At 55.4% G+C, this 15428-nt stretch carries 11 protein-coding genes; 6 read left to right on the forward strand and 5 right to left on the reverse strand.

The window, feature by feature from the left end:
- Positions 1-7: 7 nt before the first annotated feature.
- Positions 8-1936, reverse strand: a complete 1929-nt coding sequence (ilvD, locus tag VJ369_RS08405; RefSeq protein ID WP_324091632.1) for a dihydroxy-acid dehydratase — start codon at positions 1934-1936, stop codon at positions 8-10.
- Positions 1937-2020: 84 nt separating this feature from the next.
- On the opposite strand from ilvD, the gene VJ369_RS08410 reads away from it, so the two are divergent.
- A complete protein-coding gene (locus VJ369_RS08410; RefSeq protein WP_324091633.1) occupies positions 2021-2800 on the forward strand; it encodes a helix-turn-helix transcriptional regulator in 780 nt (259 codons plus the stop codon).
- A gap of 34 nt (positions 2801-2834) precedes the next feature.
- Here VJ369_RS08410 and VJ369_RS08415 read toward each other — a convergent pair whose 3' ends face one another.
- Positions 2835-3557, reverse strand: coding sequence for a hypothetical protein (locus VJ369_RS08415; RefSeq protein WP_324091634.1), 723 nt, complete (start codon positions 3555-3557; stop codon positions 2835-2837).
- A gap of 571 nt (positions 3558-4128) precedes the next feature.
- Positions 4129-4881 carry an alpha/beta fold hydrolase gene (locus VJ369_RS08420; RefSeq protein ID WP_324091635.1) on the reverse strand — a complete coding sequence of 251 codons (753 nt, stop codon included), beginning with the start codon at positions 4879-4881 and terminating at the stop codon, positions 4129-4131.
- Positions 4882-5298: 417 nt separating this feature from the next.
- Between VJ369_RS08420 and VJ369_RS08425 the strand changes: the two genes are divergently transcribed.
- Genes VJ369_RS08425 through VJ369_RS08445 form a run of 5 tightly spaced genes read left to right on the forward strand, consistent with a single transcriptional unit; the run spans position 5299 to position 10892 of the window.
- Complete coding sequence (locus VJ369_RS08425; protein ID WP_324091636.1) at positions 5299-6021, forward strand: NUDIX hydrolase; 723 nt, start codon at positions 5299-5301, stop codon at positions 6019-6021.
- Positions 6018-7280, forward strand: coding sequence for a quinolinate synthase NadA (gene nadA, locus VJ369_RS08430; RefSeq protein WP_324091637.1), 1263 nt, complete (start codon positions 6018-6020; stop codon positions 7278-7280). Before VJ369_RS08425 ends, nadA begins: the two co-directional genes overlap by 4 nt.
- Positions 7277-8890 (forward strand): L-aspartate oxidase, encoded by a 1614-nt coding sequence (nadB, locus tag VJ369_RS08435; protein WP_324091638.1) that lies wholly within the window; start codon positions 7277-7279, stop codon positions 8888-8890. The genes nadA and nadB overlap by 4 nt, the downstream gene beginning before the upstream one ends.
- Positions 8887-9753 carry a carboxylating nicotinate-nucleotide diphosphorylase gene (nadC, locus tag VJ369_RS08440; protein ID WP_324091639.1) on the forward strand — a complete coding sequence of 289 codons (867 nt, stop codon included), beginning with the start codon at positions 8887-8889 and terminating at the stop codon, positions 9751-9753. The genes nadB and nadC overlap by 4 nt, the downstream gene beginning before the upstream one ends.
- Complete coding sequence (locus tag VJ369_RS08445; RefSeq protein ID WP_324091640.1) at positions 9750-10892, forward strand: cysteine desulfurase family protein; 1143 nt, start codon at positions 9750-9752, stop codon at positions 10890-10892. The genes nadC and VJ369_RS08445 overlap by 4 nt, the downstream gene beginning before the upstream one ends.
- A gap of 154 nt (positions 10893-11046) precedes the next feature.
- Here VJ369_RS08445 and VJ369_RS08450 read toward each other — a convergent pair whose 3' ends face one another.
- Together VJ369_RS08450 and VJ369_RS08455 are read right to left on the reverse strand one after the other, a co-directional pair.
- Positions 11047-12099: a M23 family metallopeptidase gene (locus VJ369_RS08450; RefSeq protein ID WP_324091681.1), complete on the reverse strand. Its 1053-nt coding sequence runs from the start codon at positions 12097-12099 to the stop codon at positions 11047-11049.
- Positions 12100-13190: 1091 nt separating this feature from the next.
- Complete coding sequence (locus VJ369_RS08455) at positions 13191-15059, reverse strand: hypothetical protein (RefSeq protein WP_324091641.1); 1869 nt, start codon at positions 15057-15059, stop codon at positions 13191-13193.
- Between the last annotated feature and the right edge of the window lie 369 nt (positions 15060-15428).

A 15428-nucleotide genomic window follows, 5' to 3' on the forward strand; every position in this document is an offset into this window, starting at 1 on the left:
GGGCTGATTAAGCCTTGGCTGTTTCCGCTGTTCGCAGAGCTGCCGCCGCGCGCTCATCAGCTTCGCGCAACGCGCGCTCCACACGATCGACGTCGCGCACGGCGCCCTTATCTGCGGACAAAGCCATGGCCGCGTAGGCACGTAGCGCAGGGGAGACCACGCGTTCGCGGCTCACCGGACGGTAGCCGGTAGTTGCCAGCAGACGCTCGCGGCGTTCGGCCAAGACGTCATCTGAAACGTTCAAGGTCAGGTCACGGGTGGGGATGTCGATGGAGATAATATCCCCGTCTTCTACCAAGGCGATCATTCCACCGGAAGCTGCCTCGGGGGAGACATGCCCAATGGACAGTCCCGAGGTGCCGCCGGAGAAACGGCCATCGGTGATCAGTGCGCAGGTCTTACCGAGACCGCGTCCCTTGAGGAAGGAAGTCGGGTAGAGCATTTCCTGCATACCCGGACCGCCCTTTGGCCCTTCGTAACGGATGACCACAACGTCGCCGGCCTTGACCTGCTTGTTCAAGATTTTCTCGACTGCTTCATCCTGGGACTCGCAGACAACCGCTGGACCGCTAAAGGTCCAGATCGATGGGTCCACGCCTGCGGTCTTAACCACCGCACCATCTACGGCGATGTTGCCGCGCAGTACTGCCAGGCCTCCATCCTTGGAGAAAGCGTGCTCAACCGAGTGGATGCAACCCTCTGCGGCGTCAGTGTCTAGCTCTTCCCAACGCGCTGACTGCGAGCCGGCGGTGGAGGAACGTACACCACCGGGAGCGGCATGCCATAATTCGCGAGCTACCTCGCTGGCCTTACCGCCACGGATGTCCCACTCGTCCAGCCATTGACCCATTGTTGCTGCGTGGACCGTGTGGACGGTGTCATCCAAAAGACCACCACGGCGAAGCTCGCCCAGGATGGCTGGGATGCCACCGGCACGGTGGACATCTTCCATGTAGTAGATCTTCCCGGCTCCAGCGGAGTTCGGAGCGACCTTGGCCAGGCAAGGAACCCGGCCAGAGATTTCATTGATTTCTTCCAATCCAAACTCAACGCCGGCCTCGTGGGCGGCGGCCAGCAGGTGCAAGATGGTGTTAGTGGATCCGCCCATGGCGATATCCAAGGTCATCGCGTTGCCGAAGGCCTCGATGGTGGCGATATTGCGTGGCAGTACCGTCTCGTCGCTGTCCGCGTAGTAGCGGTTGGCGATATCCACGATGGTCTTGCCGGCGTTTTGATACAGTGCGGTGCGTGCAGTGTGGGTAGCCAAGGTGGAGCCGTTTCCTGGCAGGGCCAACCCCATGGCCTCGGTAAGGCAGTTCATCGAGTTCGCGGTGAACATGCCAGAGCATGAACCACAGGTAGGGCAGGCGGACTCTTCGATACGCAGCAGGTCTGCATCTGAAACATTTTCGTTGACTGCCTCGGAGATGGCATCTACTAGGTCCAAGGTACGAACGGTGCCATCTACCAAGGTGGCGCGGCCGGACTCCATGGGGCCACCGGAAACGAACACGGTTGGGATATTCAAGCGCAAGGCCGCCATGAGCATGCCGGGGGTGATCTTGTCGCAGTTCGAGATGCAGATCAGTGCATCTGCGCAGTGGGCGTTGACCATGTACTCCACCGAGTCTGCAATCAGATCCCGTGAGGGCAGCGAGTACAGCATGCCACCGTGTCCCATGGCGATACCGTCATCTACGGCGATGGTGTTAAATTCGCGGGGAATGCCGCCGGCTTCAATAATCGCCTCGGAGACGATACGGCCAACCGGCTGCAGGTGGGTGTGGCCGGGGACGAATTCGGTGAAGCTATTTGCCACGGCAATGATTGGCTTGCGGCCTAGATCTGCGCCGTTGACGCCGGCTGCGCGGAGCAGCGCACGGGCGCCTGCCATGTTGCGGCCGTGGGTGATGGTGTGCGAGCGATATGTGGTCATTTTAAAATCTCATCATAGATTTGTGCGTAGACCCAGACGGCGTTGATACTAGTAGTACTACTACCATGATAAAAAGGATCCAGGATGAACGCAGGTCAGCGCCGACGTGAGGAGCTCGCAGCATTCCTCAAAGACCGCCGAGCACGTGCCGAGCGCGCTTCGCACGGACTGCCTGAGGTTGGCCGAAGCCGTGTACGCGGGCTGCGCCGCGAGGAAGTCGCAACTTTAGCCGGCGTCTCGGTCACCTGGTACACGTGGCTGGAACAAGCTAGAGACATCAATCCCTCGCGTCAGGTGCTGGATTCCCTGTCTCGTCTCTTCAGGCTTACGCCGGTGGAGAGTACCTATCTGTTGTCCTTGGGCGGACATGGTGAAAAAGCTCCGGACGTCACCAGTGAATTTACGCCCGAGTTGCGACGTTTATTAGATGCCCTTGATTTCCCAGCATTCCTGCTTGCGTCCGACTGGAAAATTATTGGCTGGAACGGTGCCTATGCCAAGCTCTATCCGCGCATCTCGGCATTGGACGAGGCGGATAGAAATCTCTTGTGGCTGGTTTTTACCGATGACCAACTGCGCGAGATGCTCCCGGATTGGGAAGCTCAGAGTCGAAGTTTTGTCGGTAGCTTCCGCGCCGAAACCCGTGGCTGGCTTTCTCCGGCCGGGGAGAGCGGAATCGTGGCGCGAGTGTCCGAGGCTTCCGCGGAATTTGCGGCCATCTGGAAGGAACGAGATGTCGCCGGATTTGGTACCAGGGAACGGACGTTTCAACACCCCGAAAAAGGGCTGACCCGTTATGAGCAACATAATCTCACTCCGGCAGAGGCCCCGGATCTCACACTATTGGTTTATGCGCCACGGTAAAACGAGACTCGGGCGGTGCCATCGACGAGCGAGCTTAGTCCAGGTCGAGAGAAAACAAAGTACCGTCCGGTCGCGGGATGCTGATTTTGCCCAGCTCATCAGCTGTTTCTGGGAGCATGGCCACTGACACGAGTCCGAAATCGGTGGAACCAAATTCCACAGGTGGTCGCAGATCCTCATGATTACCTGGAATCTTGAGCAGTTCAGTGCGTACTACGTCTTCGGTAAGATCCGGTGGCAGCATATTGAGCACTACGCCCGGGTTGTCTTTGCTTGCTTCGATTCTCAGCGACAGCCCCTCATCTTTCACCTCTGCGGGATCGTCGCATTCAATGCCAGGGCCGTTCAGGTTGGCGGATCCATCCCCGTCTCCGCTGTTGGCCAAGGCGATTAGGCATAGATCGCCAGCGTCATTGACCGCCGCGAATTGTTCGGCATAGGCCAAAGAAGCTAGAGCTCGGAAACTGACCTGTTTGATCGATGGGTCATCGATTTCTGCTGGTGGCATGTCTTCGTCGGTCTCTGGGCGCGAGAGAGTTGGAATAATTTGATCGGCAGTGATTCGATCCTTGGCAGAAGCGGATGTTGCGGGTGAAGATGACTTCGAGACAGGGGCAGAGACGCTTGGTGGAGAAGCTGCTGTTGACGCTGCCGCAGTAGGGCTTTGGCTAGTTGCCACGGAGGTAGCTGCTCCGCAAGAGGAAGCCAGCAGCGCGAGTGCGCCGAAGGAAACGAGGAGCGGGAGTTTGTTTGTCATCATGCACCTTCTGTGGACTTTTAGCCGTCGTGGCGTGGTGGTCGTGGGTAATCATGGTGAGCTGCGAAACACGCAATGCCACATCTGGCTATTTGCCGAAGTAATAAACCAGAAGCAGGATGCGGATTCGGTTCACTCAACAACTCGACGATAACTACTCAAATAGAGATAGACAACGATTTTAGGTGATTCTTTTCAACGATTGATTAGGATTCCTAAAGTCCACTGAATCACGTTGAATAGTGGGCGAATAGTAGGTAAACATTGCAGGCTCATGGCTGACTGCTGATCTTCTCATCTGCCCGAGGACATGAGTTGCTTTCAGCGAATAGATTGGTGCTTGGAAGTGCGGAAGTTGATGTTATTCGAAATAAGCCCGAGTGCCAGTGTGATAAGTAACGCGTTATGCGTTAATTTGGATCCAAGACCATCAATTTGTCCGTTACCCGTGTTTGAGTAGGAACAGACGAAATCGGTGTCGTGCACGTGCTAGGCAAAAGACCCTATGGGGATAGGATCTGCCTGGCACGCGCATCGTGGGGATGCGTGCATGACACCGGTTTTGTTTTAATTAGGCGCTGGCGAAAAATTCCAGCGCCTTTTCCTTGAATTCGCGGCTGGTGACAGCATTTGCGTGATTGCGTCCGGGGAGCCAATGAATGGCGCACTCGGTGCCAGCATTTTTTAGAAGGCGGCGAAGCTGAGGCATGGTGGTGGCCAGATCATCGTGATCGCCAGCCACCAATAACGTCGGGCAGACCGGAAGCCTTGATGCCGGAATATATGGATCAGTCTTGATCGCCTCAATAAGCCGGAAAAGCGCATTGAAGTCATTTGCACTTTCCGACTTAGCGATATTGATGACCTTAGCGGTGTATTCGTCGTGTATTTGTTCGCCTCGCTCCAGATAAGCGCGCGCCTGATCCACCTCAAACGCAGCCAGCGGATCGATGCTTGCCGGACCTCCCATAACCAATCGGTTGACTAGCTGTGGGAAATGAGCGGCGAATTCCCAGCCGAGGCGTGCTCCGAGCGAATAACCTAACACGTCCACTGGTCCGAGATTGAGATCTTCGAGTCCTGCGGCGATGGCTTCGCGGATTCGCGTTGGAGTCCAGCTTCCCTCATTGCGGTAGGGATCTTCTCCATGTCCAGGCAGGTCAAGGAGGATGACATCACGGCCGTGGTCAAGGAAATGCTGAACCCAGCGTGAACGGTTCCAGTTCATCTCGGCCGATGAGGCAAATCCGTGAATGAGAAGCACCGCGCGTGCTTCGGATTCATTGCTTGCGGTAATCACACGAAGATTTAGATCCAGGCTCATGCTCACGATCCTAGGCGACTTTGCAGTGCTCTGCCTCGCTTACCTGTCTGTGGCCGAATATCGCGGAGAAAGCGAGGTAAAAGTACACGGGTTTGTAGACGAATGCACATAATTGCTCTGAATAGTGAACTCTTCGTAGACGCGTGCAGGGGACTGATGACACAGGTTCAGGAAATATTTCTTCGTTGAAGGGGGACATTGGGAAGATCTCGTCGGTGGTGCTCCCCGCTCAGATCAGCCAGTGTTTTATGAGGCGAGTAAGGTCTCCAGTACCTGTCCTTGGACACCCGTTCCGTGGCTCCGCGCGGCCTGAAACGTGATGTGGCTCGCGTATGATTCTAGTTAATGTCAGAATGACTCTAACGACGTGGAGTGCCGCACCTTGCACTCCAACACCAAGGCGAAAGAACGTTGAACATGTCATCGGTACCCGGATGGGCGAACGTGGACGAGCGGCGCAACCTGCCGCCAGCCCTAGCGGTGTCCACCGTAATCCTCGGAATCCGGCGTGATCCCGTGGGCGGACCGGGCAAGCTTTGTCTACCGCTGGTTCGGCGAATACGCCAACCTCATGCGGGTTCGTGGGCTTTGCCTGGTGGACCGGTGGGCTCACGCGAGTCTCTAGGACAGGCGGCGGGACGCACCTTGGCCGAGACCACCGGACTGCACCCAAGCTACCTCGAACAGCTCTACACTTTCGGAGACACTGACAGATCGCCAACTCACCGATTAGTCACCATTGCCTACTTCGCTTTGGTGAACATCGAAGAGGTAAGTACCCGCGTACCGGATGAAAACGTTGCATGGTTTGATGTCGATGATCCACAGATTGCGCAGATGGCCTTTGACCACCGGAAAATCGTGGACTACGCGCTGTGGCGGCTGGCGAATAAAACCGAGTATGGGCAGATCGCACACCGGCTGCTGGGCGAAAGGTTCACCCTCGCGCAGTTGCGGTTGGTTTACGAAGCCATCCTCGGCAAAGAACTTGACCCGGCGAATTTCCGCCGGCAATTGAAAAACACCGCCTCGATCGAGGCCACCGACGAATATTTAGCAGGCGGCAAGCACAGGCCGCCAAGGCTGTACCGGTATCTCGGACACGGCCCGGATCCCATGGAAGTAGACACCAGCAAATGAGCGAACAGACCCTCTCCTCGACCATCACCCGGCTCACTCTTGTGGCTCCAGGCTCCACGTGTTCCACGGACTTGGCAGCGAACCCATGGGATACCCCAGCCGGCTACGGCCCTGGTGCCTCGCAGGAAGACAGGATTCCTTCCGGCTACCCGGTGCAAGGTGGTTTACCTGCCGAATACAAGTCTGCAAGTGTTGAGGAACTTGATACCCGCATTCGTACCGCAAAGGAAACTTTGGGGGAGCGCGCGGTCATCCTTGGGCACTTCTACCAGCGCGACGAAGTGGTGCAGTACGCGGACTTCGTGGGCGACTCCTTCCAGCTGGCCAATGCTGCGCTGACCCGTGACAAGGCTGAGGCGATCATCTTCTGCGGCGTGCACTTTATGGCAGAAACCGCAGATATTCTCTCCAAACCAGAGCAAGCAGTGATCCTGCCCAATCTTGCCGCAGGCTGCTCCATGGCGGATATGGCAGATGGTCCCAGTGTCCAGCAGTGCTGGGATGAGCTGACCGAACTGTACAAGGACGAGGAAGATGACGGGCGTATGCCTGTCATTCCCGTAACTTATATGAATTGTTCTGCAGAACTCAAAGCATTCGTAGGAAAAAATGGCGGACTCGTCTGCACTAGTTCCAACGCAGCCACCGTCCTTGAATGGGCTTTTGCACGCGGACGCCGTGTGCTGTTCTTCCCGGACCAGCATCTGGGACGCAATACCGCCAAGGCCATGGGTGTGCCATTGGAAAAGATGCCAATGTGGACCCCTCGCAAGGCGCTGGGCGGAAACAGCGAAGAAACTATGCGCGAAGCGCAGGTGATCCTGTGGCACGGATTCTGCTCGGTGCACAAACGATTCAACCCAGGCCAGATTGCTAAGGCCCGTGAAGATTTCCCTGGCGTGCGTGTCATTGTGCACCCCGAATGCCCTATGGAAGTAGTGGATGCTGCTGACGAAGCCGGATCCACCGACTACATTCGCCGGGCTATCGCAGATGCTGCGGAACCCACTGTTTTTGCCATTGGTACCGAGATCAACATGGTCAACCGACTGGCTGCCGAATACCCGCAGCACACGATTTTCTGCCTGGATCCGGTGATCTGTCCTTGCTCCACGATGTACCGTATTCACCCGGGCTACCTTGCCTGGGTGTTAGAGGAACTAGTGGCCGGACGTGTGGTCAATCGAATTCAGGTTCCAGAGAGCCAGCAGGGTGATGCAAAAATTGCTCTGGAACGCATGCTCGCGGCTAAGCCATGACCAAAACCAGCGGACGTCGATTAGTTATTATCGGCTCCGGTGCAGCAGGGTTGAGTGCTGCATTGGAAGCGGTGTGTCTTGGTTCGTCGGTGACGGTACTGACTAAAGATTCCTTGGGAGACGGGAATAGCAAACTCGCCCAAGGCGGACTCTCGGCAGTTACCGCCCAGGGTGTGACTGCCGGGGATAGCGTCGATGCCCATGTGGCCGACACAATAAACGCTGGTGCCGGACACTGCGGGAGAACCGCGGTGCAGCTGATGTGCGCTGCCGCCGGCGAACTGGTCTCAACGCTCGAAGGCTACTCGGTGGCTTTTGATAAGAACTCGGATGGAAGTTACCAGCTAGGTCTAGAAGCCGCGCATAGCGCACACCGTATCTTACATGTGGGTGGTGATGCCACCGGTGCTGGGCTTATTGACGCACTGCGCCAAGCTGTCCGCGTGGCTCAAGAGGCGGGGAAGCTGAATATTATTGAGCACGCGCTAGCTACCGAGCTTGAATACGTAGATGAGCAGCTGCGCGGCGTACGCTACCTGAAAGATCAGCAGAAACTGGCCCTCGAAGCAGATGCGGTATTACTGGCTACCGGGGGATTAGGAACGCTGTACCAAGCGAGCACAAACCCGGCTGGCGCCACCGCAGACGGTATCGGGATCGCCGCCCGGGCCGGAGCGGTGATAGCGGACGCTGAATTCATTCAGTTCCACCCCACACTGGTGGACCCAGCTAAGTACCCACAAGCTGGGATGATCAGTGAGGCAGTCCGTGGTGAAGGAGCAATCCTGATCACCGAAGATGGACAACGCTTCATGCCAGCCATTCACGAATTGGCTGAACTTGCACCAAGGGACGTGGTTGCCCGGGCGATCCACGGTCAAAACCTTGCAGGGCACCGGGTATTCTTGGATGCCCGAGTGGTAGAAACTGAGCGTGGTTCTGGCTTTCTGAAACGTCGCTTTCCTTCCATTACCGCACGCCTCGCAGAGGCCGGGCTGGACTTGGCCACGCAGCCGGTGGAAGTGGTTGCCGCACAGCATTATTGGATGGGCGGAATTCATACAGACACCGTTGGGCGCACCAGCCTGCCTGGACTATATGCCGCGGGTGAATGTGCGAATACGACCGTGCACGGCGCAAACCGCCTAGCCAGTAACTCACTGCTTGAAGCGATGATTTTCGCGCGCCAATCGGTGCACTCCATGATCAGAGATGATCTTCTAATTACCTGCGATATTTCCCAGCTGCAAGTCAATGTTCTGCCGCCCACGCGTAACGATGCACCCTTGGATCTAACCCAACTGCAGACTTTAGCTAGTGAACATTTAGGTGTGCACCGCACTGGCGACGGCCTCGAAACAATGATCCGTGTTCTGATGAGCAGTGCCCCGGTAGCCCAAAGCCAACGAGAGCTGATTGAGCTGTCAAATCTCTGGACTACCGCACGGATCATCGCCCAGGCAGCGTTGCAACGGACCGCTAGCCTTGGAGCCCACCATCGACGCGATGCATCCAAGGAATCCAAGCCCGCAATCATTCGCTACGGACTCCGGCTCGCCCAAACCCAGCAGACCGAACACCGGACACAGAACAAGGAAATCAACGCGTGAACCAACCAATCCACCCGGTGCCCGTAGCGGCAATCGACCGCATTCTTGAATTCGCTTTCGCAGAAGACAACCCACGCGGGGATCTGACGGCGGACACCATTGTGCCCGCCGGGGCCAGAGCCACCGCAGCGGTGCGGGCACGCGAAGCCGGCGTCTTGGCCGGCGGTACGGTCTTCGCCCGCGCGATGGAGATGATTAACCCGGAAATCCGCGTGGTCCAGCTGGTCAAGGAGGGCCACAGCTTCGAGGCTGGGGACAGGCTGCTGACGGTCACCGGTCCAGCCGCTTCAGTGTTGACCGCAGAACGCGTGGCGCTGAACTTGTTGCAGCGGATGAGCGCCATTGCCACTGCCACACGTCAGCTGGTGGATTTGGTGGCGCACACCAAGGCGAGGATTGCCGATACCCGGAAAACCACCCCGGGACTGCGTGTCCTTGAACGCTATGCGGTGCGCTGCGGCGGTGGAGTGAATCACCGCGACAACCTCTCCGAGGCCTTTATGGCCAAGGACAATCACCTTGCCTTGCTGGATGACGGCGAAGAGCTGACAAATGCGCTGATCTCAGTACGCGCCCGTTTGGGACACACCACGGCCATGGAAGTTGAGGTTGACTCCATAGATCAGATTCCCACAGTGCTGGCAGCGAAGGTGGATGTGATCATGCTGGACAACTTTGCCGTGGCAGACCTTCCAGCGGCAATCAGGCTCATTGACGGCCAAGCGATTATTGAAGCTAGTGGCAACGTACGTGCCGAAACCGTGGCAGCGATTGCTGAAACTGGAGTGGATATTATTTCGTCCGGCGCCATCACCCACTCGGTGCAGGCCATTGACCTTGGCCTCGATATGGTTGTTGCATGATCTACATGGATGCGGCGTCCACGGCGCCGCCGCGCCAAGAGGTGCTGGACTTAGTAACACCACTTCTTACCAGCAACTTCGGCAACCCCGCCTCACTTCATGAGCTGGGGCAGCAGGCAAAACGTGCCAACGATTGGGCTCGGACTCAAGTTGCAGATTCCTTAGGCGTACAGCCAAGCGAAATCTACTTCACCTCGGGTGGCACTGAAGCGGATAACACCGCAATTATTGGTGCTGCTTTGGCTCGTCCACGCGGAAAAGTTGTGGTGACTAGCTCCATTGAACATCCCGCGGTGCTAGAGGCCTGTGCCTATCTGGTTCAATTCCACGGATTTGAACACCGAGTGATTCCGGTGGATCGAACAGGACTTGTGGATCTGAATCAAGCCGCGCAACTCATCGATGAGCAAGTGTCCGTCGTATCGGTGATGGCGGTAAACAACGAGGTTGGAACTATCCAGCCAATTGCTCAGGTATCTGAACTGGCTCGGGTGGTAGGCGCGGTCATGCACAGTGACGCGGTCCAGGCGGCCGGTTGGCTGGACCTCGCCAAGATTGCCTCGCATGTGGATGCGATGAGTTTATCTGGTCATAAGATTGGTGCACTCAAGGGTAGTGGCGTTCTCTATTTCTCAAACCAGTACAGAATGGTGCCTTTGCTTCAAGGGGGCGGGCAACAAAGCGGGATGCGCTCGGGTACCGAAAATCCTGCGGCTGCGGTAGGTATCGCCCGCGCCTTGCAGGTTTGTGCCGAACAACGCGCAAGCGGTGTGGGCGATGGCTATGGCAAGTACTTGATTGAACGAATTACCAAGGCATTAGATGCAAAAGGTGCAGGGCTGGTTCAGCTGACCGGCCATGATCAGCAACGTGTGGGTGGAATTGTCTCCTTCGTGTTCCCGCGTACCGCGGGGGAGACCGTGCTGATTGAGCTTGAGCGACGTGGGGTGCTGTGCTCTTCTGGTTCGGCTTGTTCGGCTGGAAACACTGACCCGTCGGCTGTGCTGACTGCAATGGGATGTGAAGCAGAGCTTGCCCACACCGCGGTGCGCTTATCGTTCACCCGCGGAATCAAAGAGAACGAGCTGAGCCAGGTGGCCAGCGCGGTGGTAGCGACGGTATCTGCGCTGGTGTCGTAGTTAATTGCTGTCTTCCTACCTCATACCACATTGCCCTCTGAGCGGATCTGTAGACGGACATTAAAAAGTAGAACGGTTCGGGGCACATGGGTACACGCGCGGGGGTAGAAAAATGTGAGGCCCTCCATTTCTGGAGGGCCTCACAATGGCCAAACTAGCATTTAGGAACTACCGCGCTATTGGACTTGGTTTCCAAAAGTGCTTCTGCGACCCATCCTCCGCCAGGGATTTTGTACCACATGGTGGATTTCGAGTATGGTCCCGTCACCTTGGATCCCCATGCATAGCATTGGATGGCGACCATTTTGTCCGCGGAAACCCGGCCAAGATAAGTTGAGCTTGCACTTGGACTCTTACGGATATTGACGTACTTCCAAGCCGGCTTATTAACAACTTTGGCTGCGAAGTATTCGGTCGAGTACGTGGCTTTTGAATTGAAACCAGCTTTTGAACCAGTGACTTTTAGCCGGACTTTTTTGCCGAAGTCAGATCCTGTGATCGTGTACGAGCTGCCAGTAGCACCAGTAATGTTGCCACCGTTGCGTAGCCATTGCCTCTTAACTACGACTGGACCTGGTGCCCAAGTTCCGATTGAAGAATTCAACTTTCCTGGAGCCGAGTTGCTGGCCCATGTTGCTGGACGAGGTGCGTTCGTCAAGTTTTTTAGCGGTGGCACAGGTGCAGGCGCTGCTGTAGTCGACTTGAGCGCGCCGGTCATGTATCCAGGACGCGGAACGTTGAACTTGAGTGCATTTGTTTTGGCATCCACCCATTTGCCAACATACGTTTCGGACCCGGTTACAACCTTGTAGTTGCCGAATTTGAAATTGTTGACATTAGTGTAGTCGTTGTCTTTCAGAATCGTTAGGTGTACATGCGGTGCCGACGCAGCTCCACCGCATGGCGCGGTGGTGCTGGCTTGACCTAAGTAGGCACCTGCCGACACTTGCTTTCCAACTAGTCCAGATTGGACATTTGAAAGGTGGTAGTAGGTCGACTTCCAGCCATTACCGTGTTTGATGCCTAGGTACCAGTTTCCATTCGAACAGGAATGTTTGTAAACAATTCCTGAAGCTATTGCTACAACCTTGTGATTCGAAGTTGCAGTTGGCCCGAAATCTATGGATCCCCATACACTGGAGTTTCCCTTTTCACCTTGGTCATGGTGGGGAGCATTTGCTCTCCAAGTCTGCCCATTCTGGAACAGGAGTTGCCAGCTTGGTTGTGGACCAGCTGCCTATGCTTGCGCTGGCCCGAAGGTGACAATCATTAGAACTGCGGATGCAAAGATTGTCCCCACTTTTGTTGCGAATGTAGGTTTAGACATGGTCATCCTCCTCAGAATAAGAGTGCGAAGATTTCGCGAACGAACGAAGAATGGCCTGAGCAGCATCTAAATCCCATAATTTGAAACTGCCTTTAGCTAAGTTAATCTTGTGGCATAAGTCACTTAATGTCTACGCGAAATTTACAACGAATTCGTAACGACGGTCAGACTTTGAATTCTAAATATATAAATTAAAAGTTAAGTCCGAGACTTTGGCGGTAAGTCGCTGTTAATTCGTGCGGATCATGCAAGATGTTATAGTCGCCTGCGACAGAACGAAGCGTCCGTTCATATCGAAAACGGACGAAAAATGCACTGGTTCGCACTCGCGTATTTTTACTTCAGAAAAGTTGCCGAAACCCAGCCTTCTTCGATTTATATATCACCGGGTATCACCCCGATTTCTTCGAGCCGGTATTTCAACGCTTTTGCCCTTTAAGATGACCAAGGCGAACTTCTCCTTGATGCTGTTGTGTTGTGCGCCGTGTTGAATGCCGACCACGCGCCACGCTCCATGTCGAAGAGCCCGACGCCCGGAAAATAACCCTGGTTTTCCATTAACGTGCCCCGTGGTCAGCGCCAGCCTGACCATCACCCTAACCCTGGGAAAATAGGCAACCAGGATTAATGACGAACGACCCGGCGCCGAGTTTCGAAGCCGCACTAGGCCGCTCTAACGCGAAAGTGTCGCGCCGAGTGCACCGTAAATCAGGAAAACAAGCCTATCGAATCAGAACCCACCATCGGACAGCTAGCCTGTCCCACCTGCACCGGATTTCTCGGACAGTGGCGCCATGCCCAGGCCAGGACCATCCGCCACGGAATCCCGCCGGTCAACCAAGAAATTATTCCCAGCCGGGCCAGATGCCGAACCTGCAAAAACACTCACGTTCTACTCGGTACCGGTTACGCGGCCGGTCTCGCCGATCATGGCACCCTTGATAACCTCTCGGGTCTTGAACGAGCCGGAACTATTTCGAGGTCAGTACAACAGTCTTTGTCTTGTAACCCTTCTTTGACGCGACTACTTTAACGGTCAGCTTCTTGGTTTTGTCTGCTTTAGCGACCTTGTAGCTGGACTTGGTGGCACCCTTGATGTTCTTTCCGGAGCGTTGCCACTGGTAAGTCACCTTGTCGGCCTTCGGGCTGTAAGTACCCGCCGAAACCTTCACCTTTTTTCCCGCCACCTTCTTGCCGGAGATTGCCGGTTTCTTGGCAATAGCCAGCGTTCCTGGTGCAACGGTCTTTGTGGCGGCGCTGCGCGGAACCACAGTGTTGTAGTACTTGTGCGTGTACTGAGCCTTGACGCTGATCTTCTTGCCCAGATCTGCAACCTTCAAAGTGTAGGTGCTGCGGTTCTGCTGGAAGATCGGTTTGCCGTTGCGAAGCCAAATGTAGGTTAGTTTTGCATCTTTCTTAGAGATAGTTCCCGCTTTGGCAGTTAGTTTCGAACCAACCTTGGCGGTGCCAGTGATGGCTGGCTTCGAAGCTTTCAGAGTACCTCGGTCAATTTTTATTGCCTTGGAGCTCAGCTTTACTGGGTCAGCAGTTGCACCAGTGAACGTCACTTGTACATGCACACGTTTGAGGTATTGCGCCGTTCCAGGGGTGAATGTAGAGCTGGTTGCACCCTTAATCGCATCCGTTTCATTCACAAACCATTGGTAGGTCTTTTTTGCTTTGGGGAAGACTTTCGGGTCAACTGAAGCAGAAAGTTTCTCCGTCTGGTATCCGGTGCCGGTTATCTTGACGGTAGGCTGCTTAGCTAGTGTTGCAGGGATTGACGTGTCGTACTCAGTGGACAACGTCGCAGTTGGTACGTAGATGGTCTTCTTGTCCCACGAGGTTTTCTCTACGCTGGTGTACTTCGCAGTGATTTTCTTGCCAGCATCAGCGGCATTTAGTTGATAGGCACGCGCGGTGGCTCCCGGGATCGGTACGGCGTTGCGGAACCACTGGAAGTTCGTTTCTTGATAAACACCCCAAGGTATTTCCAGTTCATCGCCGACAACGGCGACCTGGTAGTCAGCGGTGTTGCTCCTGCCCACCTTGTAGTTCACCTTCACCGGTGCGGCCTTGGCCGTGTCGAACACGTCAGCTATGAGCTGAACATTCACATCAGCGGTCTTCAACTCGCTTCCAACGGTCGCATCTGAACTGACAATTAAGCCGTGATTACCGGCCACCATTGGCATGACCGATGATGCTGAGAACTTCGTAAACGCTGGTACAGGATCAACAGGCCACGACGGAAGACTAGGAACCAGTGCCTTACCGTTCACTCCGACGATAGGAGTGAAGTTCAAGGTCTTGCCAACAGCGCCGTTGGGTAACCCGTGGGTTTCATAAGCCCCAAATTCTTGCAAATTTGGAAGGGCGGCTACCCACGCAAAGCTTTTGAAACCTGCTCCACCAACTCGCAGCGAAGTCACCTGGGCCATCTTGGTGAGAAGAGCACGAGAGGAGTCGGTTACAACTGAGTCATTATTGAAATCGAGGGAGAGGTTTCTGAGGTTCGGCATGTCAGATGCCGCTACGACCGCCTCGTTGGTGGCACCAGAGACTTCCAATGAGGTCAACTGCTGCAAGTCTTTGAGGCTTTCAAGTCCTGCAATCGAGGTGTGATCTTTGTCCAAGATCCGCAGTTCGGTCACCGTGGGTGGAATGTCGAGGTCTGACAATTGTTCAACATCCGAACATTCCAGATGGTAAGGATTCTCAGCTGCGTCAGTCCAAGACCAACAATTGTGCTCTGGAGCTGCTTGGGCAGCCGGTGCCATGCCGCCGGCAAGTAGAGCGAGGACTGCACTGGTTGCCAATGCTTTGCGCTGGATGTTCATGGCCCCTTGGGATGCTAAAAAATCGAATTCTTGCTATATCTTTACACAGCTTTTGCTGTTCTGCGTGTATGAGTGCGGTGGTTGGTAAAGATAAGCTACTCGCACGGATCATCGGTTGATCTGTAAATGCCACCCCCGCGCGTTTAGATGACATCTCAACTCGATCTCCTGGTGGAGGCCTCATCATTTACCCGGTCCTGACAGCCATGCTTATGGTGCCGCCAGGATCGCAGCGATCATCAACGCCTCAGCTCCCCAGCAGGGGGTTCGGCAGCGCTGCCGCGCTGCTTTCCCACGCTGGATTGTCACTCACCTCGCGCTAATCGGGAACTTCAATTAAATCCGGCAGTGATAGCAGATAAGGGACCA

Source organism: Glutamicibacter sp. (genome assembly GCF_035257265.1).
GTDB lineage: Bacteria > Actinomycetota > Actinomycetes > Actinomycetales > Micrococcaceae > Glutamicibacter.